Source organism: Streptomyces sp. NPDC104313, assembly GCF_055583985.1.
The window spans coordinates 471,174-490,856 of record NZ_JBVJMW010000003.1 but is presented as its reverse complement, the minus strand read 5'-3'; the positions used below and the strand labels follow the sequence as shown (position 1 = coordinate 490,856).

The 19,683-nt window shown below is 72.1% G+C and carries 19 protein-coding genes; 4 read left to right on the top strand and 15 right to left on the bottom strand.

Translation table 11 applies throughout. The features are described 5' to 3' along the window. Positions 1-215: 215 nt before the first annotated feature. Together ACZ60Q_RS09365 and ACZ60Q_RS09360 are read right to left on the bottom strand one after the other, a co-directional pair. Positions 216-1,094, bottom strand: a complete 879-nt coding sequence (locus tag ACZ60Q_RS09365) for a glycoside hydrolase family 19 protein (RefSeq protein WP_469630646.1) — start codon at positions 1,092-1,094, stop codon at positions 216-218. Positions 1,095-1,434: 340 nt separating this feature from the next. Then, on the bottom strand, positions 1,435-2,283 hold the full coding sequence (locus tag ACZ60Q_RS09360; RefSeq protein WP_469631291.1) for a glycoside hydrolase family 19 protein: 849 nt from the start codon (positions 2,281-2,283) through the stop codon (positions 1,435-1,437). 304 nt (positions 2,284-2,587) lie between these two features. Between ACZ60Q_RS09360 and ACZ60Q_RS09355 the strand changes: the two genes are divergently transcribed. Next, positions 2,588-4,024, top strand: coding sequence for an MFS transporter (locus ACZ60Q_RS09355; protein ID WP_469631288.1), 1,437 nt, complete (start codon positions 2,588-2,590; stop codon positions 4,022-4,024). A 77-nt stretch (positions 4,025-4,101) separates the two neighbouring features. Here the strand turns inward: ACZ60Q_RS09355 and ACZ60Q_RS09350 are convergent, their stop codons facing one another. From ACZ60Q_RS09350 to ACZ60Q_RS09340, 3 genes are all read right to left on the bottom strand, one after another. Next, positions 4,102-4,836 carry an RloB family protein gene (locus ACZ60Q_RS09350; RefSeq protein ID WP_469630643.1) on the bottom strand — a complete coding sequence of 245 codons (735 nt, stop codon included), beginning with the start codon at positions 4,834-4,836 and terminating at the stop codon, positions 4,102-4,104. After that, positions 4,836-6,104, bottom strand: coding sequence for an AAA family ATPase (locus tag ACZ60Q_RS09345; protein ID WP_469630640.1), 1,269 nt, complete (start codon positions 6,102-6,104; stop codon positions 4,836-4,838). Before ACZ60Q_RS09345 ends, ACZ60Q_RS09350 begins: the two co-directional genes overlap by 1 nt. A 118-nt stretch (positions 6,105-6,222) precedes the next feature. Next, positions 6,223-7,506 carry an adenylosuccinate synthase gene (locus ACZ60Q_RS09340; RefSeq protein WP_381096569.1) on the bottom strand — a complete coding sequence of 428 codons (1,284 nt, stop codon included), beginning with the start codon at positions 7,504-7,506 and terminating at the stop codon, positions 6,223-6,225. A 186-nt stretch (positions 7,507-7,692) separates the two neighbouring features. Here ACZ60Q_RS09340 and ACZ60Q_RS09335 point away from each other — a divergent pair, with 186 nt between their 5' ends. The 3 genes from ACZ60Q_RS09335 (at position 7,693) to ACZ60Q_RS09325 (ending at position 9,366) form a co-directional block, all read left to right on the top strand. After that, positions 7,693-8,571, top strand: a complete 879-nt coding sequence (locus tag ACZ60Q_RS09335) for a diacylglycerol kinase family protein (RefSeq protein WP_469630637.1) — start codon at positions 7,693-7,695, stop codon at positions 8,569-8,571. Between the two features lie 33 nt (positions 8,572-8,604). After that, a complete protein-coding gene (locus ACZ60Q_RS09330) occupies positions 8,605-8,877 on the top strand; it encodes a DUF1876 domain-containing protein (protein WP_469630634.1) in 273 nt (90 codons plus the stop codon). A gap of 132 nt (positions 8,878-9,009) precedes the next feature. Continuing rightward, the gene (locus tag ACZ60Q_RS09325) at positions 9,010-9,366 is read left to right on the top strand and encodes a hypothetical protein (RefSeq protein WP_469630631.1); all 357 of its coding nucleotides are present in this window, start codon (positions 9,010-9,012) and stop codon (positions 9,364-9,366) included. Between the two features lie 28 nt (positions 9,367-9,394). Here ACZ60Q_RS09325 and ACZ60Q_RS09320 read toward each other — a convergent pair whose 3' ends face one another. The 10 genes from ACZ60Q_RS09320 to ACZ60Q_RS09275 form a co-directional block, all read right to left on the bottom strand. Continuing rightward, complete coding sequence (locus ACZ60Q_RS09320; RefSeq protein WP_469630628.1) at positions 9,395-10,600, bottom strand: cytochrome P450; 1,206 nt, start codon at positions 10,598-10,600, stop codon at positions 9,395-9,397. A gap of 135 nt (positions 10,601-10,735) precedes the next feature. Continuing rightward, positions 10,736-11,404: a response regulator gene (locus tag ACZ60Q_RS09315; protein WP_469630626.1), complete on the bottom strand. Its 669-nt coding sequence runs from the start codon at positions 11,402-11,404 to the stop codon at positions 10,736-10,738. Continuing rightward, positions 11,401-12,750 carry a sensor histidine kinase gene (locus tag ACZ60Q_RS09310; RefSeq protein ID WP_469630623.1) on the bottom strand — a complete coding sequence of 450 codons (1,350 nt, stop codon included), beginning with the start codon at positions 12,748-12,750 and terminating at the stop codon, positions 11,401-11,403. Before ACZ60Q_RS09310 ends, ACZ60Q_RS09315 begins: the two co-directional genes overlap by 4 nt. 126 nt (positions 12,751-12,876) lie before the next feature. Further along, entirely contained in the window at positions 12,877-13,704 is an 828-nt protein-coding gene (locus ACZ60Q_RS09305; protein WP_469630620.1) for an NAD(P)H-binding protein, read from the bottom strand. Positions 13,705-13,962: 258 nt separating this feature from the next. Continuing rightward, positions 13,963-14,868, bottom strand: a complete 906-nt coding sequence (locus ACZ60Q_RS09300; protein ID WP_469630617.1) for an alpha/beta hydrolase — start codon at positions 14,866-14,868, stop codon at positions 13,963-13,965. Between the two features lie 122 nt (positions 14,869-14,990). Continuing rightward, complete coding sequence (gene kynU, locus ACZ60Q_RS09295) at positions 14,991-16,217, bottom strand: kynureninase (RefSeq protein ID WP_469630614.1); 1,227 nt, start codon at positions 16,215-16,217, stop codon at positions 14,991-14,993. After that, on the bottom strand, positions 16,210-17,058 hold the full coding sequence (locus ACZ60Q_RS09290) for a tryptophan 2,3-dioxygenase family protein (protein WP_469630611.1): 849 nt from the start codon (positions 17,056-17,058) through the stop codon (positions 16,210-16,212). Before ACZ60Q_RS09290 ends, kynU begins: the two co-directional genes overlap by 8 nt. 139 nt (positions 17,059-17,197) lie before the next feature. Continuing rightward, complete coding sequence (locus ACZ60Q_RS09285; protein ID WP_469630608.1) at positions 17,198-17,611, bottom strand: DUF3151 domain-containing protein; 414 nt, start codon at positions 17,609-17,611, stop codon at positions 17,198-17,200. A 102-nt stretch (positions 17,612-17,713) separates the two neighbouring features. Continuing rightward, positions 17,714-19,225 carry an MFS transporter gene (locus tag ACZ60Q_RS09280; protein WP_469630605.1) on the bottom strand — a complete coding sequence of 504 codons (1,512 nt, stop codon included), beginning with the start codon at positions 19,223-19,225 and terminating at the stop codon, positions 17,714-17,716. Positions 19,226-19,316: 91 nt separating this feature from the next. Then, entirely contained in the window at positions 19,317-19,637 is a 321-nt protein-coding gene (locus ACZ60Q_RS09275; protein ID WP_469630602.1) for a DUF6191 domain-containing protein, read from the bottom strand. Positions 19,638-19,683: the final 46 nt, after the last annotated feature.

Here is a 19,683-nt window from a genome sequence, read left to right as displayed (position 1 = left end):
CGGCTGTTCCGGATGGCGGTGACGGTGTTCGAGCCCGGACGCGAGCCGACCGGAATCGTCGACGAGTCGACCGGCCTCCCGTACGGTCATGCCGCCCGATCGTTCCGGACGCCGAAACGGGGGTGCGCCCGGCGTGAGCCGGACGCACCCCCGTTTCGGGCGGGTCCTCGGGGATCCTCAGAGGCCCTCGCGGGCCGGTGAGGCGCGGTACAGGGTCAGCAGCTCAGGTTCGGACCGGTGGTGGTGCCGAGGACCTGGGTGAACTGCGTGAACTTGTTGATGCGGCTCTGGACCTGCGCCGGGTTGCCGCCGTTGCACTCCAGGGCGCCGTTGATCGAGCGGATCGTCTCACCGAAGCCGGCGTTGTTGACGATGGCGTTGTGGGGCGTCATGGTGCCGGGGCCGTTCTGGGTGTTCCAGTACCAGAGGCCGGTCTTCCACGCTACGGCGGGATCCTGCTCCACCAGGTACGGGTTGGCCAGGAGGTTGATGCCCAGGGCGTCACCGGCGGCCTTGTAGTTGAAGTTCCAGCTCAGCTGGATCGGGCCGCGGCCGTAGTAGGCGGCCTGGCCGGCCGGGCAGCCGTAGGACTGCGTGGTGTCGCAGTAGTGCGGGTAGTTCGCCTCGTTGACTTCCTTGATGTAGAACAGCCCGCCGGTCTCGTGGCTGACGTTGGCGAGGAAGGCCGCGGCCTCGCGCTTCTTCACCTCGTCGCTGCCGGTCTTGGCGAAGGCCGGGTAGGCGCTCAGGGCGTCGGTCAGGCCCTTGTACGTGTAGAAGGCGTTCCGGTTCGGGAACATCTGGTTGAACTGGGCCTCGCTGACGACGAAGCCGGTGCCCGGGTTCTCGCCGCCGGTGCCACAGGCCCCCTTGTCGGCCCAGACGTCCGAGGTGCCCGGACGCTCGTTCTGGGTCCACCACTTCGCGGTGTAGTTACGGCCGTTGTACGAGACAGCGCCGCCGTTCGTGTAGACGGAGGAGGAGCTCCAGGCCGTGGCGCAGGTGGCTGCCTGCGCGGTGGTGGCGGGAAGAACGACGAGCGTCGCGACGATCGCGCCGAGCGCGACCAGCAGACTCATGACACGTCGGATCACGTGATCACACTCCTTGGACGCGGCGCGACGTCCGGCCTGCGCCGCCGTGGGGGTGCCGATACTCAAGCGAGGATGGTCTGGACCTGTCAAGGTCTAGACCATCCTCGGAGAAGGTGCTGGTTCCACCGGTTCCGGCCGCCGCCGCCCGGGGCGGGCGTGTCAAGAGGGCCCCCAACAGCCCCTATTCCGGAGCGAGTCCATCCGAAGACCCTGCGAACGGGGGCGGAACCGAAGGTAAAATCTTCCGGCCCGCCCAGCATGCGGACGGTTCGGACGACTTCCCGCCCCAGCACGCACAACACCCTCAGCACGCCCAACACGCCCAACACGCCCAACTTGCTCAGCAGGTGAGTCCGGCCCCCGGGGCCACCCCGACGATGCCGGTGATCCGCTCGTACCGCTCCACCCGCGCGGTCACCGACGCCGGGTTGCCTCCGTCGCACTCCAGGGCCCCGTTGAGCGAACGGATCGTCTCGCCGAAGCCCGCGCCGCCGACCATCGCGTCGTGGGACGTCATCGTGCCGGGGCCGTTCTGGGTGTTCCAGTACCAGAGGGCGGTGGCCCAGGCGACGGACGAATCCCGCTCGACCAACCAGGGATCGTTCAGCAGATCGAGCCCGAGGGCGTCCCCGGCGGCCTTGTAGTTGAAGTTCCAGCTGAACATGATCGGGCCGCGCCCGTAGTACGCCTCGCGCCCCGCCGGGCAGCCGAAGGGCTGGGTGTCGTCGCACTTGCGCCAGTAGTTGGCCTCGTTGATCTCCTTGACGTACTTCAGCCCCACCGACTCGAAGTCCGCGTGCGTCAGGAACGCCGCCGCCTCCCGGGCCCGCGTCTGCGGCGTGCCGACGTTGGCGAAGCGCGGGTAGGCGTGCAGCGCGTCGATCAGACCCTGGTACGTGTAGAAGGGGGCCCGGTCCGGGAAGATCTCGCCGAACCGCTGCTCGCTGATGACGAAGTCGGACACCCCTCCCGTACAGGCGCCCTGGTCCGACCAGGCGGATCCGGCGCCCGGATTCTCGCCCCTCGTCCACCACTTGGCGCTCCAGTTGCGCCCGTGGTGGGAGACGGTGTCCCCGGCGCGGTAGTCGGCCGAGGCGCTGTGGAGCGCCGAGCAGGGCCCGGATGTAGGGGCGGCGGCGGCCGACGCGGCGGGGGCCGCCGTCACGAGAGCGGCGGCGAGGGCGGCCAGGGCCACCGGAACGGTCAGGAACCTCTTGGCACGAGCGACGCGAGCGATGCGATCGATGCGATTCAGGACTGCTCACTCCTTCGGTGCGGCACACCGAGCGTCCCGGCAGGCCGACATGACGGGCCACCACCCAAGCCCTCCTGGTCTGGACCTGTCAAGGTCTAGACCAGTAAGGCGGGGGGCTTCGCCCGGCCCCGGCCGGCTCCGCCCGGGGCCGGGGCGCCCGGGGCTGATACCTACCCCGGGTATATGGCCGGTCAAGGTATTGCGGTGGGTGACGCCCCCTCCATAGCGTCATCCGGTGATGATCGCCCACCCCCGCCGACAGGCCGCACTCGTCGTCCTCTGCTTCGTCCAGTTCATGCTGGTCCTGGACGACACCGTCGTGAACGTCGCTCTCCCCAGCATCAGGAGCGACCTCGGCTTCAGCACCACGGACCTGACCTGGGTGGCCAACGCGTACTTCCTCGCCTTCGGCGGACTGCTGCTGCTCTTCGGCCGCCTCGGCGACCTGATCGGCCGCCGCCGGGTCTTCCTCTGGGGCGTGAGCCTGTTCGGCGCCGCGAGCCTGCTCTGCGGCCTCGCCCAGGAACCCTGGCAGCTCGTGGCCGGCCGGTTCGCACAGGGGGCGGGCGCGGCCATGGCCAGCCCGGCGGCCCTGGCGCTGATCACCCTGCTCTTCCCCGGCCGCAAGGAGCGCGCCAAGGCGCTCGGCGTCTGGGGCGCCATCGCCGGCGTGGGCGGCACGACCGGGGTGGTGATCTCCGGCGCGCTCACCGGGCTGGCGTCCTGGCGCTGGATCTTCCTGATCAATCTGCCGGTCGCCGTCCTGGCCCTGGTGCTCCTGCCGCGCCTCGTCGGCGAGAGCCGCACCGACCGCCCCACCCGGCTGGACGTCCCGGGCGCGCTCCTGGGCACCGGCGCCATCGTCTCCGTGGTCTACGCCCTGCTCCGGACCGAGAAGGCGGGCTGGAGCGACCTGTCGGTCCTGGCTCCGCTGCTGCTCGGCATCGCCCTGGGGGCCCTCTTCCTCGGGGTCGAGGCACGCACGGCGGATCCGCTCATCCCTCGGGCCTTCCTCTCCGTCAGGATCCGCGCGGTCTCCAACGCCGCGGGCCTGCTCTTCGCCGCCGTCTTCTTCTCCCTCTCCTTCCTGCTGATGCTGCATCTGCAGACGGTGCTGGGATACGGCCCGCTCAAGGCCGGCTTCGGCTACCTGCCCTACGGCGCGGGCATCCTCGCCGGCGTCTGGTGCTCCTCCCGCGCGGTGATCAGGCTCGGGCTGCGGTGGACCCTGGTGGCGGCGTTCCTGATCGGCGCGGGCGGACTCCTGCTGCTCTCCGGGGTGTCGCCGAACGACAGCTACGCGGCCGGCGTGCTGCCCGGCATGCTGGTGGTGAGCTTCGGCTCGGGCCTCGGCTTCCCCGCCCTCGCCATCGCCGGGGTCTCGGGCACCGACGAGCAGAACGCCGGCCTCGGCTCGGCGATCCTCAGCTCGGTACAGCAGATCGGCGGGGCCGTGGGTCTGGCCGTCCTGGTCTCCGTGGCCACCCGGCGCAGCGAGGCCCTGACCGATTCCGTCGGCCCGTCGCGCGCGGCGACGGAAGGGTTTTCGCTGACGCTCACCATCGCCGCCGGGGCGCTCGCTCTCGGCGCCGCGCTCATCGTCGTACTGCTCGCCAAGGACAGCGCCGCACAGCCGGAAACCCACACGCGGGAGCCATCACCGGAACCGGTGTAGTGGTGTGCGTCATCGATGACGAGGAGCCGGTGGCCCCGCCCCGGATAGCGATGGATCTCGCCGTCCGCCGAGGCAGCCTAATAACCGCTGAGGAGAAGCCCGTCCTCGACGAAATTCCAGACGTCGCTGTACGAATCCCACTTCTCGGGATTGGTCGATTCAACGCGATTATTGATCGCCTTTGCGTACTTCTTGGCGTCCTTGTACCGCTGCCCGTCCTTGCTCAGCACCTGCTCCTCACGCATGTGCTTCGACTGCTGCTCAGAGACCGTACGGACCTGTCGGCCGTAGGTGGCCGCGAAACCGGGGCGGGACCGGAGCCGGCTGTTGGCGTCGCCGCAGACACCGCCGAAGCTGCTGGTGTAGTTCACGTAGTGCAGGAGTCGCCAGAGTTCGAAGCAGGGGTGGGAGTAGGCGATCCTGACCCCCTCCTTGTCCGCGAGCTGCCTGGCCTCGCGGATGTTCAGGTGGTCGTCGCGATCGAAGATCACCCACACCTCGGGATAGTTCCAGTCCCCGGGCTTCAGCCCCGCGTCCTTCGCCTCGCGCTGGACCTTGCCCAGGGTGCGGACGGCGTCCTTGACCATGGCGTGCGGCTTGCGGTGCTTACCTACGGCGTTCTCGTTCTCGAAGTGGTGATCGACGCCCCGGCCAGGCGTGGCCTGCGTGCCCTTCTTCACGATGATGTCGATGTACTCGGGCTCGGTGACCTCGCCCTCCGTGAAGATGTACACCTGGCGGGCCCTGCTCGCGCGGCCCTTCGCTCCGCCCTTCCTGCGGGAAACGATGTCCCCTCCCCTTGGCCTAGCCATCAGACCTCTCCCGCCTCCATCTCTGCCAAGTCGTCCGTCCGCACCAGCCGCCGCCCGATCTGCCCCTCGGAGACCTTCGGCACCGCGCCGAAGGAGCCCGCCAGGTACGACGCCATCAGGTCTTCCTCGTCGGTGGGCTCCCAGTCCGCGACGGACGACAGCTCCGTCGCGCCCCGCTCGTCCTTCTCGGTGAGCCAGAGCTGGCCCGGCTCCAGGAGCCGGCCGCCGCCAGGGGTGCGCAGCAGGGAAGGGTCATGGCCGGTGAAGATCAGCTGCGCGCCCTTCGGGTTCACCCAGGGAGCCTGGAAGAGACGGATGACCTCGGCCGCGAAGCGCGGGTGGAGGCTGGCGTCCAGTTCGTCGATGAGGAGGACCGCGCCGCTGTCGAGGGCGAGCAGGAGCGGGCCGATCAACGCGAACCAGGAGCGGGTGCCCCAGGACTCGGCGGACCAGTCCAGCGCCGTACGCTCTCCGCCGCCCGCGTGGATCAGCCGCACCACCGGGCGGCCGGACGAGGTCTGCTCGACCTCCACCTCGGCGATGCCCAGGTCGGCGACGCGCAGCAGTTCCTCGGCCCGTCGCCGGAAGTCTTCGTTCCGGAGCAGGTTCACGGCCGTGTAGTCCTCGCGCTGGGTGCGCTCGGTCTCGGGCGTGACGTCCCAGAGGTTGTTCTTGAACCAGTCGAAGACCGGGGTGAGCTGTTCGTGCCCGTCATTGGCCGCACGGGTCAGGAGAAGGGCGTCCTGCCTGGTCGTGCGCGCCAGGCGGGTGCGGTCGTGGAGACGGTCGCCGGGGAAGTCGAAGGCCTTCTCGCGGCCGGCGTCCCGGTCGAACCACACCTGACGGCGGCCCTTGGGATAGGCGTAGAGCCATTCCGCCTCGATACGCCGAGCGCCGAGCTCGAACCCGTACGTCCAGCGGACGCCGTCGCCGAGGACGAAGTCCGCCTCGTACAGAGAGGTCTCCGCGGCTGCCTTCGGGTCGAGGGCGAACTCGTCCCGGGGGATGCCGTCGTAGGACGTCCAGTCGGCATAGGAGCGCATCACCGCGTGCTTCATGTTCTTCAGCGCGGCGATGACATTGGACTTGCCGGAGGCGTTGGCTCCGAAGACCCCGACGACGGTGTGCACCGGGAGCAGGCTGCCGTCGGAAAGGGCAAGCTCGCGCGCGGCGGCCTGCTCCCTCTCACTCCCCTCGGACGCCACGAACGACAGCTCCTGCTCGTCGCGCAGGGACCGGACGTTCGCCACCCGGAATCTCAGCAGCATCCTGGCTCCTTCATGGCGGACACATTAGTCACACCATCCAGCCCGCGTATGCGGGTGTGCGGCGGCGGACGACGCGTCGTGCCCGTCGCCCGCCGCCGCGGTGTCGCTCGCCCGTTCCCTACAGGAACGAGTTGATCTGGATCGTCTCGGTCCGGCCGGGGCCGACGCCGATCGCGGAGATCGGGGCGCCCGACATCTCCTCCAGCGCCTTCACGTACGCCTTCGCGTTCTTCGGCAGATCGTCGAAGGTCTGGGCCTTCGTGATGTCCTCGGACCAGCCCGGCAGGTTCTCGTAGATCGGCTTCGCGTGGTGGAAGTCGGTCTGGTTGTACGGGAGTTCCTCGACGCGCTTGCCGTCGATCTCGTACGCCACGCAGACCGGGATCTGCTCCCAGCCGGTGAGGACGTCCAGCTTGGTGAGGAAGAAGTCGGTCAGGCCGTTGACCCGGGTCGCGTACCGCGCGATCGGGGCGTCGAACCAGCCGCAGCGGCGGTCACGGCCGGTGGTGACACCGCGCTCGCCGCCGATGCGCCGCAGCGCCTCGCCGTCCGCGTCGTGCAGCTCCGTCGGGAACGGACCGGCCCCGACCCGCGTCGTATAGGCCTTGAGGATGCCGATGACCCGGCTGATCTTCGTCGGGCCCACGCCGGCGCCGGTGCAGGCGCCGCCCGCGGTCGGGTTCGACGAGGTGACGAAGGGATACGTGCCGTGGTCGACGTCGAGCAGGGTGCCCTGGCCGCCCTCGAAGAGGACGACCTTGCCCTCGTCGATGGCATCGTTCAAGATCAGGGTCGTGTCGGCGACGAACGGCTTGATCTGCTCCGCGTACTGGAGCATGTCCTCGACGACCTTGCCGGCCTCGATGGCCCGGCGGTTGAAGACCTTGGCCAGGAGCTGGTTCTTCTGCTCCAGGGCCGCCTCCACCTTCTGCACCAGGATCGACTCGTCGTAGAGGTCCTGGACGCGGATCCCCACCCGGTTGATCTTGTCGGCGTACGTCGGACCGATGCCCCGGCCCGTCGTGCCGATCTTGCGCTTCCCCAGGAAGCGCTCGGTCACCTTGTCGAGCGTGACGTTGTACGGAGTGATCAAATGAGCGTTGCCGCTGATCAGAAGCTTGGACGTGTCGACGCCTCGCTCGTTCAGACCGCTCAGCTCGGAGAGCAGGACCGCCGGGTCGACCACGACACCGTTCCCGATGACCGGGGTACAACCCGGCGACAGGATTCCGGAGGGGAGGAGATGCAGCGCGTACTTCTGGTCGCCTACGACGACCGTGTGACCGGCGTTGTTGCCGCCTTGGTAACGCACCACATAGTCCACGGATCCACCGAGGAGGTCGGTGGCCTTCCCCTTGCCCTCGTCACCCCACTGAGCACCGAGCAGCACAAGTGCGGGCACAGGCGTACACCCCTTCCGGGCGGGGCATGTCCAAGGTCAGGGGGCGTACGTCATCGTCGTACCTGCCGTACGACGATGTACGGCAGAACCTGAGCCGTCGAACCGGGTGCCCCGGAATAGACCAAGCCCCTGGCGCAATAGCGCAAGGGGCTCTTGCACCAAGATGCTACCCGAGGAAGGACCGAGGTGTCGGCTGCAGAGCCCCCCGGCGACGGCGACGACCAGCTCCTGGTGGTCATCGACCCGGTCGCCCGCCGGACCGACGGCGAATCCGTCCGTATCGCCAAGGACGTGCTGAGCGCCGGCGCGCACGCCAAGATCTGCCTTCCCGACACCCCCGAGGAGTTCGCGCGGGCCCTGTCCCGGCGGGGTTCGCGCAGGCCCGTGGTGGTCGGCGACGACCACGCGCTGCTGCGCGCGGTGGCCCAGCTCCACCGCGAACGGGAACTGGCCGACGGCGTCCTCTCCCTCATCCCCGTCGGCGCGGCGCACACCCTGGAGGTGGCCCACGCCCTCGGCGTCCCCCGGGGCGCGGTGGCGGCGGCGCGGACCGCGCTGGACGGCGCGGTGCGACGCCTGGACCTCCTGGTCGACGACAGCGACGGTGTCGTCCTCGGCCGGCTGCGCATCCCCGCCCCGGCGCCGCCCGCCCACGGGGGCCCGCCCACGGGCGTCACGGCCGTCTGGGACACCTGCCGCTCGCTGATGACGTCCCTGGTCCGCCCGGCCCCGGTCGCCGCCTCCACGTACGCGGGCACACACCGGCTGCGCATCGAGGCGGACGGGGTGCTGCTGAGCGACCTGGACACGCCGGTACGGGGCGTCCAGGTGACCTCCCAGGGCGGCGGGGGCCTGGCCGACGTCGTCGTCCGCACCGCCGCCGGCGAGGACGTCACGGCGGAGGCCAAGGCCGTCACGGTCTCCGGCGCGGACTTCCGCTACCGGGCGGACATACAGACCGGGGGGCCGGTGCGCACCCGGACCTGGACGGTCCGGGCGGGCGCCTGGGGGCTGATGCTGCCGGGCCCGGCGGGCGCGGACGAGGCGGCGGGCGCACGCTGGTAGAAGACGGCCCGAGACGTCCCGGAGGTGACCGTCATGACCAGGATCGCTGTCGGATGGCACATCGAGCTCGAATTCGAGGAGGACACCCATCGCACCCGCGCGGCGGCGCTCGTCCGCCTCTCCGACGGAACAGAGGTACGCGCCCACGGCTACGCCAGCCGCCATCCCTCGGACACCGACCAGCAGCGGGTCGGCGAGGAGATCGCGGGGGCCAGAGCGCTCAACGAACTGGCGATGAAACTGCTGACCAAGGCGCACGGCGAGATCGACGAGGCGTCGGGCAGGTCGTCGTACCCGCTGACGTGAATACCGGGGCCCGCAGACGGCGTGAGGCCCCGTTTCCAGCTCCTCCGGCCTTTGAGGAGCCGGGGGTCCGGGAGCGACGCCCCCGGAAGCGGAGACGGAACCGGGCCCGCACCCCGCCGCGTCCCCCCGGTCATGGAGACCCGGAAGGACACCCTCGACGCGCGGCGCGAAGCCCGCGCCGGGACCGTCGGCTGCCTGACCGCCGCGCTCGGCCCACTCGTGGGCCTCGCGGCCTGGTTGCCGTACGGCAGGAGAGCTCTGTCCGGCGGGTTCGAGGGTGAGACCAACCCGGTCGTCCTCTGGCTCGGACTGCCCGTCATGGTCCTCGGCGGGACCGCCGCCGCCTTGGCCGTCCTCGCCGTCGTACGGGGCCGGTGGCGGCCGGCGCTCGGGCTGCTGGCGACCGTCGCGGGACTCACCGCCCTCGGTCTCGGCCTCGACGTCCTGGCCCCTCCGCAGGCGCTGCGGGACTGCGGCTCGCCCTGCTGAGGCGACCCGCCCTGCTGAGGCGGCCCGCCTACACCTCCACCCGCAGCTCCTTCAGCCCCCGGATCACATACCCCGGCCGCCACTCCGGCTCGGCCGTCATCCGCAGCGCGGGCGCCTTGCGGAGCAGCTCCCCGAAGGAGGCGGCCAGCTCCAGCCGGGCCAGCGGGGCGCCCAGGCAGAAGTGGATGCCCGCGCCGAAGGCGATGTGCGGGTTGTCCTCCCGGGACAGGTCCAGCGTGTCCGGGCGCGCGAACCGCTCCGGGTCCCGGTTGGCCGAGCCGAACAGCAGCGCCACCTCCGCGCCCCGCCCGATCCGCTGGCCGCCGATCTCGATGTCGTCGAGCACCCAGCGCTCGAACATCTGCAACGGGGTGTCGTAGCGCAGGAGTTCCTCGATCGCGCCGGACAGCAGCGCGGGGGCGGCGCGCAGGGCGGCCAGCTGCTCCGGGTGGTGGAAGAGCGTGCGCCAGCCGTTCACGCCGGTGTTGACCGTCGCCTCGTGGCCCGCGTTCAGCAGGAGCACACAGGTCGAGATCATCTCCTGCTCGGTCAGTCGCTCGCCCTCGTCGTGGGCGGCGATGAGCGCCGAGATCAGGTCCTCGCCGGGATGCGCGCGCCGCTCGGCGATGAGCCCGCGCAGATACGCGGAGAAGTCGACGGAGGCGCGGACGGCGGCCTGGGCCGTCTCCTCCGTGGGGTTCAGTTCGAACATTCCGCAGATCGCCGCCGACCAGGGCCGCAGCAGGCCCCGGTCCGCCTCCGGAACCCCCAGCATCTCCGCGATCACGGCGACCGGCAGCGGCTCCGCGACCTCCGCGAGAAGATCGCCGCCGCCCTTCGCCACGAACGCGTCGACCAGCTCCGCCGCCAGCCGCCGTACGGTCGGGGCGAGGTTCTCGACCGTACGCGGGGTGAACGCCTGGGAGATCAGCCGCCGGATCCGGGGGTGGCTGGGGGCCTCAAGATCGAGGATGCCCTGCCCGTTGAGCGTGGTGAACGGCTCGTGCGCGGCGGGCGGCGGGGTGCGGCCGAACTCCTCGTGGCTGAAACGGTGCAGATACGTCCGGCCGAGGCGCCGGTCGCGCAGCAGGGCCGACACGTCGGAGTGGTGCGGGATCAGCCACTGCCCCGTCGGCTCGAACCAGTGCGCCCGGCCGGCGGCGCGCAGCGCGGTGTAGGCGGGGTAGGGATCGGCGACGAACGCGGGCGACCAGGGGTCGAAGGACACGTGCATGACCCGACGCTACCCGCGCCCGCCGCCACCGCAAGAGGTGTCCCCGCCCGGGTCTCCCCGGACCGCCCGCCGCCACCGCAAGAGGTGTCCCCGCCCGGGTCTCCCCGGACCGCCCGCCGCCACCGCAAAGGGGCGCTACCCCGGCGTGACCAGCCGCGCCTCGTACGCGAACACCGCCGCCTGGGTCCGGTCGCGCAGCCCCAGCTTCACCAGGATGCGGCTGACGTGCGTCTTGATCGTGGACTCGGCGACGATCAGGTGCGAGGCGATCTCCGCGTTGGAGAGCCCCTGCGCGATCAGGACGAGCACCTCCGTCTCGCGTTCGGTGAGATCGCCTATCCGGGCCAGGGCGGGCGCGCGCGGGGCCTCCGCGAGCTTGGAGAACTCGTTGATCAGCCGCCGGGTCACCGTCGGGGCGAGCAGCGCCTCGCCCGAGGCCACCACCCGTACCCCGTCGGCGAGCTGCCGGGCGGAGGCGTCCTTGAGGAGGAAGCCCGAGGCCCCGGCCCGCAGCGCCTGGTAGACGTACTCGTCGAGGTCGAAGGTGGTCAGCACCAGCACCTTCGCGTCGGCGTCCCGCGCGACGATCTCGCGGGTCGCCTCGATGCCGTTCATCTCCGGCATGCGGATGTCCATCAGGACCACGTCCGGGCGCAGGGCGGTGACCTGGGCGAGGGCCTGACGCCCGTCGACCGCCTCGCCCACGACGGTGATCCCCGGCATCGCGTTGAGCAGGACCGAGAAGCCCTCCCGGACCATCATCTGGTCGTCGACGATCAGGACCCGGATGTCGGTGTCGCTCATGCGCCGCCGCCCCGTTCGAGGACGACCGTGTCCGCGTCGCCCGTCGTGGCCGCCGCGCCGCCGGCCGTCTCCCGCGCCTCCGGCTCGTCCGCCGGTGGTACGGGGAGGAACACGGCGATCTCGTACCCGCCGTCCTCGGTCGCCCCGGCCGTCATCCCGCCGTTCAGCATCGCGACCCGCTCCCGCATCCCGGTGATCCCGTGCCCGGCCCCCGGCGAGGGCTTGACCGGGCCGCGCGGGGGTCCGTTGACCACGCGCAGCCCGAGTCCGCCGAGGACGTAGCCGAGCTCGACCCGGGCGGAGGCGCCCGGCGCGTGCCGCAGGCTGTTGCTCAGGGCCTCCTGGACGATCCGGTACGCCGACAGCTCGACGCCCTGCGGCAGCTCGCGGACGGCCCCGGTGATCACCTTCTCCGTCTCCAGGCCCGTCTCGCGGACGTTGTCCAGGAGCCCGTCGAGCGCGGCGAGGGTGGGCTGCGGGGCGTTCGGGGCCTCGTAGTCCTCCGCCCGGACGACCCCGAGGACGCGGCGCAGCTCGGTGAGGGCGGCCACGGCGTTCTCCCGGATGGTGACGAAGGCCTGCTCCAGCTCGGGCGGCGGGTTCTCGACCCGGTAGGGGGCGGCCTCGGCCTGGATCGCGACGACCGACATGTGGTGGGCCACCACGTCGTGCAGCTCCCGGGCGATGGTGGTGCGCTCCTCCAGCAGGGTGCGCCGGTCGCGCTCGACGGCGGTGACGGTGCGCTGCACCGTGACCTCGCGCTCGGCGTCGCGCCGGATCTGGACCACGGCGACGATGAGCAGCGCGAAGGCGGACAGCGTCACCACGGGCGCGGTGATCGACGGGTCGCCGCCCTCCAGAAACACCCCGAACAGCAGGGTCAGCAGCCACATCCAGGCGGCCGTACGGGGCCGGGTCCGGGCGGCGACGACCACCAGGACCACGATCTGGGCCATGAACGCACTCGGTCCCCACAGCCCCTCGCTGCCCAGCACGGCGCAGAAGACGGTCGCCAGGATCGAGGCCCAGAACGCGGCGACCGGCCGCACGAGGGTCATCGCGACCGGGATCGCGGGCACCAGGCCCATCAGCAGGCGGAACTCCCACTCGCTGAACCCGGCCATCATCACGAGGAAGGCGGCGAACAGCACCAGGGCGTGCGGGGCCCACACGACGAACCCGCGCACCCCCTCGGGCAGCCGCCGGACGATCCGTCCGTCGGGGTTGAGCGGGGGCAGGGGGCGGTAGGCGAACACCTGGCGCAGGAGGTCGTTCCGCAGGCCGTCCATCGCCCCTGCGGCCGCCCGGAACTCCGGGCTACTGGTTTTTGTCTGGGTCTCGGTCACGCTTCCACGGTAGGCGGCGGCGGACGGCGGGTCGTCAGCATCGCTACGGATTCCGGGGCGTCCATCTCAAGGACTACCCGCCTCCGCCGTACCGCGTCAGGGGCCAAAAACCCCTGGTGGCAGCCTTCAGGCCGCCGCGCGGAAGTGGGTCGCGTGCTCCTGGGCCCACTGCGCGAAGGTCCGTGCGGGCCGCCCGGTGACCTTCTCCACCGTGTCGGTCACGGTCCGGCCCTCCGGCGGGGTGTCCCGGTAGACGTCGATCAGGAACGCGATCACGTCCTCCGGCATGCCCTGGCCCCGCCAGTTCTCCAGCGCCTGCTCCTCGGTCAGCTCGACCAGCTCGACGGCCGCTCCCCGCGCCGCCGCGACGATCGCCGTCCTGTCGCCGACGGTCAGCGCCTGCGGGCCGGTGATCAGGTACTCCTTACCGCCGTGGCCGTCCTCGGTGAGGGCGGTCGCCGCCACCGCCCCGATGTCCGCCTCGTGGACCATCGCGCTCAGCCTGCCGACGAAGGGCTCGCGCACCACGCCCTCACTCCTGATGCCGGGCGCCCACTCCAGGGCGTTCGCCATGAACTCCACCGGCATCACGACGGTCCAGGCGAAGTCACTCGCGCGCACCGCCGTCTCCATCAAGGTGGCCTCGCCGCCGTGCAGCACGGTCACCCGGCGCACGCCGGCCTTCCGGGCCAGGGCGAGGATCTCCTCACCGGTCTCCAGCGGGGCGAAGTACTCGCCGCCGAAGGTGATGAGGTGCAGCCCGCTCACCCCGTCCAGCGCGGGGCCCAGCGACGCCGGGTCGGTGAGGTCGCCGAGGACGACGTCGACCCCGTCCGGGAACTCCGCCCGCGCCGGGTCGCGGGTCAGGGCCCGGACGTGCTCGCCGCGCTCCAGCAGCTGCTCGACCACGCGGCGGCCGACCGTTCCCGTGGCTCCGGTCACCAGGATCGTCATGAGGTCTCCTTCGTCGGTTCCGACTCCGTCTGAGCGGCAACAGGACCAACGTAGAGACCCTTGCGGACACCTTCCGTCCGCAACTGCGCCCGCCCGGCTGACCGGCCCGGCTGACCGCCCGCCGCACGACCGCCCGCCCGCCGCACGACCGCCCGCCCGCCGCACGACCGACTCCGGACGACCGACTCCGGACGACCGCCCGCCGGACAACCGACTCCGGACGACCGCCCGCCGGACAACCGGCCCCGGGCCACCGGCTCACCAGGCGAGCTGGGTGATCTCCTCGGCCACGACGGCGCAGGCGTCGGCGGCCGGATCGATCAGCGGGAAGTGCCCGACGCCACCGAGCAGCGTCAGCCCCACCATCTCGCCGGACCTGGCCGCCGCGTCGACGTACGCCTCGGAGACGGCCTGCGGGACGACGATGTCCTCGACGCCCTGAACGATCGCGGTGGCGATCCCGGTCGGCAGCAGCACCCCGGGGTCCGCGTGCGCCGCCCGCTCCTCGACGTCGGTTCCGCTGCCCAGGAGTTGAGCGACCGCACCACCGCACACCCCCAGCTCGGCCGCCACCTCGAAGTCCGCGATCGGGGCCAGGGCGACGACCCCGCGCAGCGGCGGCGGGGCGGGCAGTCGCCACGGCGACCCCTCGGGCAGGACGTGCCGCGCCGCCGCCCACAGGGCGAGGTGCCCGCCCGCCGAGTGCCCGGTGACCACGATCCGCCGCACATCGGCCCCGGGCAGCTCGCGGGCGGCCAGCACCGGCATCGCGTCCATCGCCGCGGCCACGTCGTCGAAGGTCTCCGGCCAGCGCCCCGCGACGGGGTCGGCTCCGCCCGGCCGGGCGTTCTCCCCGCCGCCGCGCTGCTGCGGGATGTCGTCGCCGCCGCGCCGGTACTCCACGCTCGCCACCGCGAAGCCCCGGCGGGCCAGGAAGTCCGCGAGCGGGGAGACATGGGCCCGGTCGTACGGGGTCCGCCAGGCGCCGCCGTGCAGGAGGACGACGAGCGGGGCGCCGGTGCGGCCGTCGCGCGGCGCGTAGAAGTCGATGACCTGGTCGGGGTGGTCCCCGTAGGCGGCGGACCGGTCGGGCGCGACCGCCGGATGCGCGAACGCCGACTCCGTCTCGGCGACGTCCCGATCACGCGCGGCAGAATCCGACATGCTGCTCAACCGTCCTATGCCTGTGGCCTGTGCCTGTGCTCTTGCCCAACTGGGTTGACCTGCGGGGACGGTACCAGCACTCGGCACCGTCCCCGCCCGGTCGAACAGAGCGTGACGACCCGTCAGCCGACGGTATCGCCGGCGAGCACCTCGGCGAGCGTCCGCGCCGCCCGTTCCGCGTCGGCGAATCCCACGTACAGCGGGGTGAAGCCGAACCGCAGCACGTCCGGCCGCCGCAGATCGCCGACGACGCCCCGCTCGATCAGCCGGCGCATCACGGGCTCCGCCCCGTCGCAGCGCAGGGCGACCTGGCTGCCGCGTTCGGCGTGCGCGGCCGGGGTGACGGAGGTGACCCGGCCCGCGGGGGCGTACGCCTCGACGCACTCCAGGAAGAAGTCCGTCAGGGCGAGGGACTTGGCCCGCACCACGTCGACGGACACCCCGTCCCACACATCCAGCGCCGCCTCCAGCGTCAGCATGGAGACGATGTCGGGGGTGCCGACCCGGCCCCGTACACAACCGTCCGCCGGGGCGTAGTCGGGGGTCATGCCGAACGGGTCGGCGTGCGAGTTCCAGCCCGGCAGCGGCGAGTCGAAGGCGGCCTGGTGGCGCTCGGCGACGTACAGATAGGCGGGCGAACCGGGGCCGCCGTTCAGGTACTTGTAGGTGCAGCCGACCGCCAGGTCCACCCCGTGCTCGTCCAGACCGACGGGCAGCGCGCCGGCGCTGTGGCAGAGGTCCCACACCACGACCGCCCCCGCCGCGTGCACGGCGGCCGTCAGTCCGGGCAGGTCGTGCAGCCGGCCGGAGCGGTAGTCGACGTGGTTGAGCAGCACGGCGGCGGTACGCGGACCGAGGGCGGCCGGCACGTCGGCGGGCGCGACGGGCACGATCCGGTGGCCGGTGAGCCGGGCGGCGGCGGAGGCGATGTACCCGTCCGTGGGAAAGGTCGTGGCGTCAACCAGGATCTCGTCGCGTCCCTCCCCCGCGAGCCGGCCCGCGGCGACGACGGCCTTGAAGATATTCACGCTGGTCGAGTCACCGACGACGATCTGCCCGGCGGCGGCGCCGACGAGCGGGGCGATCCGGTCGCCGATCCGCTCGGGCGCGGTCCACCAGCCGCTCTCGTCCCAGGACCGGATGCGCAGCTCGCCCCACTGGCGGGTGAGGACGTCCTGCACCCGGGCGGGTACGTGGACGGGCAGCGCGCCCAGCGAGTTGCCGTCGAGGTAGACGCCGTCGTCGAGCGCGAAGAGCCCCCGCCGCGCGGCGAGCGGATCGGCGGCGTCGAGGATGAGCGCACGCTCCCGAAGGTCCGCGCGCGGGGTGGTGCGGGTGGTCTCAGACATGGCTGCGCGCCGTCCACAGCTCGGGGAACACGTTCTTCGTGGCGCGCTTCTCCAGCCACGCCACCCCGGCGGAACCGCCGGTGCCGGTCTTGGAGCCCATCGCGCGCCGGGTGGCGACGAGGTGGTCGTTGCGCCAGCGCCAGACGAGCTCGCCGACGTCGGTGAGCAGCTCGCCGAGGCGCACCAGCTCGTCGTTCTGGTCGTCGGAAGCGTAGATCCGGGCCCACACGGCCTCGACCTCGGGCGACGGCTCGTACCGCCGGGTCAGGTCGCGGCCGGTGACCGCCTCGGGGATGGCATAGCCACGCCGGGCCAGCAGGGCGAGCGTCTCGTCGTACAGGCTGGGCTCCCCGAGCGCCTTCTCCAGCTCGGCGTACACGCGGGGCGCGCCCCGGTGCGGCACCAGCATGGAGGCGGACTTGTCGCCGAGCAGGAACTCCATCCGCCGGTACATCGCGGACTGGAACCCGGAGCCCTCGCCGAGGGATCCCCGGTAGGAGTTGAACTGGGCGGGGGTGAGTCCGGCCAGCGGCCGCCAGGACTCGTTGAGCGCCTCCAGCTCGCGCAGGGAACGCTTCAGGGCATCGCGCGCGACGGGTATGCGGTCCTCGCGCAGAGCGCGGGTCGCGGTCTCCCACTCATGGACGATGACCGTGAACCACAGCTCCATGACCTGGGTGGTGACCAGGAAGACCATCTCGCCGGGATCGTCCGAACGCAGGTGCTGGAGATGGGTCAGGACATCCGCCCGGACATAGTCCTCGTACGGAGTCGTTCCCGCGAAGTCCAGGTGCGGGGTGTCCGCACCGGTGGCTTCGGGGCCGGGGTGATTCGTCGACATTTCTGTCTCCTCGACACGAGCTTCCGGGTAGCGGTCCGCCCCTTCCGTGAGGTGATGGAGCTCCGGTCCCCTGCTCGCATACTAAGCCGGACCCGCGCCACGTGGGCGGCGGGCCCGGCTCGGGAGCATATGCCCGGGGTCAGCTCAGAATGTCGGCCGCGGTCGGCGAGGAGTCCCGCAGGAACGTCGAGCAGCGCTCGTGCTCCTCGGTCTCGCCGATCGAGCCGGCGGCCCGCGCCAGGGCGTGCAGGGCGCGCAGGAAGCCGCGGTTCGGCTCGTGCTCGAACGGGACGGGGCCGTGGCCCTTCCAGCCGGCCCGGCGCAGGGAGTCGAGGCCGCGGTGGTAGCCGGTACGGGCGTACGCGTACGACTCGACGACCCGGCCGCCCTCGAACGCCTCGTCGGCGAGCTGCGCCCAGGCGAGCGAGGAGGTGGGGTACTTCGCGGCGACCTCGGTGGGCGGGGTGCCGGCGGCGAGCAGCTCGCGCGGCTCGGGGTCGTCGGGGAGGTGGGTCGCGGCGGGGCCGCCGAGCAGGTTCTCGTGGATGGACATGGCTCAAGTGTGCCTCCCGCGACGGCCCGGCGGCACCGCGCGCCCCGTCCCCGTGGCCCAGCGCGTTCGCACGGGCTTCGGACCCCTCTCCGGGGTGAGGGGTCACCGCTCGGCGTCGGACACCCCCTGGGGCTCCAGCGGCGGGGCGGCGACCGGGCAGTGCACCGCGCACGCGGGCCGCTCGCTCCGGACCGCGGTGGCGGCCGGGGCGCGCACCGTCCACCAGGCGATGGCCGCGCCGGCCACCAGCAGCCCGGCGCACATCGGCATCGCCCGACGGAAGGTCGCGGCGAACTCGCCCGCGTCCCGGTACGCCTCGGGCCCCATCCCGGCGAGCAGCGGAAGGGCGGCCACCGCGATGAGCCCCGCGGCCCGCGCGGCGGCGTTGTTGATGCCGCTGGCCAGCCCCGCCCGCCCGGCGTCCACGGCGGCCAGGACGGTCGCGGTGAGCGGCGCGACGACCACGACGAGCCCGACGCCGAGCACCGACACGGCGGGCAGCACCTCGCTGACGTACGAACCGACGGACGGGGTGCCGGGCCCCACCCGCAGCATCAGGAGCATCCCGGCGGCGGCCAGCAGCGGCCCCACCGTGAGCGGGATACGCGGCCCGATCCGTCGCCCCAGCTCCCCCGACCGGGCGGAGAACAGCAGCATCAGGACCGTGGTCGGCAGCAGTGCGGTACCGGCCCCCAGAGCCGAGTACCCGGCGACGACCTGGAGCTGGATCGCGGAGAGGAAGAAGAAGCCGCCGAGGGCCGCGTAGACGCAGAAGGTCACCACGTTGACCGAGGTGAACAGGCGGGAGCGGAAGATCGACGGCGGCAGCATGGGGTCCGCCCGCCGGCGCTCCACCGCCACGAACGCGGCCCCCAGCAGCAGGCCGCCGAGGGCCGACCCGATCACCACCGGCGACGCGCCCTGCTCAGGGGCCTCGATCAGGGCGTACGTCACCCCGGCGAGGGCCAGCGCCCCGAGGGCGGCCCCCAGCACGTCGAACCGGCCGTGCGCCGCCGGATCCCGCGACTCCGGTACGTGCCGGAGCGCGACGGGCACGCAGATCGCGGCGAGCGGCAGATTGAGCAGGAACACCCACCGCCACCCGGGCCCGTCGACGAGCCACCCGCCCACGAAGGGCCCCACGGCCGCCCCGACCCCGCCGAACCCGGACCAGAGCCCCACGGCCCGGGCCCGGTCGTCCGGATGGAAACTCGCCTGGATGATCGCCAGCGACCCCGGCGCGAGCAGCGCCCCGCCGACGCCCTGAAGGGCCCGCGCGGCGATGAGGACCCCCGCGTTCGGCGCGATCCCGCAGAGCAGCGAGGCTCCCGCGAACCACACCACGCCCACCACGAACACCCGCCGCCGCCCGTACCGGTCCCCGAGCGCCCCGCCGAGGAGGATCAGCCCGGCGAGCGTGAGCATGTACGCGCTGACGGTCCACTGGAGCGCGGCCAGGTCGGTGCCGAGATCCTCGCCGATGCGGGGCAGGGCCACGTTGATGACCGTGGAGTCCAGCATCGCCATGCTGGATCCGAGCACGGTGGTCAGGACGACCCACCGCCCGGCGGAGGAGGCGACCCGGATCTCTCCGGGCACGGGGGCAGCAGCCATGGGAGCAGCATCCCGTCTGACCCCGCCCCCTGCCACCGGGGCCGGGGCCTGGACCGGGCCGGGGCCTGGACCGGATCCCTACGCCTGCCCGCTATCCCGCGGCCCGGGGGAGCCGCACCACCGCTGTCCCACCGTCGAGATCGACGCGGGTCCGGTGGGGCGGCGCCCCGTCCTCCTCATCGTCCCGCAGGAGCAGGGCGGACTGCCGCTCCTTCAGCTCGCTCTGCTTGCCCGGCGAGAAGGTCGCGTGGAGCTGCTCGAACCCGGTCGCCGATATCTGCCCCTGCCGGGCACTGTTCCGCCACGGCAACAGCCCGGCACGCCCGGCGCGCAGCAGAAGCTGATCGAGGAAGGCGAGGGCGGTCAGCAGGATAACCAACCCGGGCAACGTCAGAAACACGAGAAAGGCCATGCGGCTCAGTGTGCCCGCTTCTGGGCCGCAAAGGCAGGGGCCCACA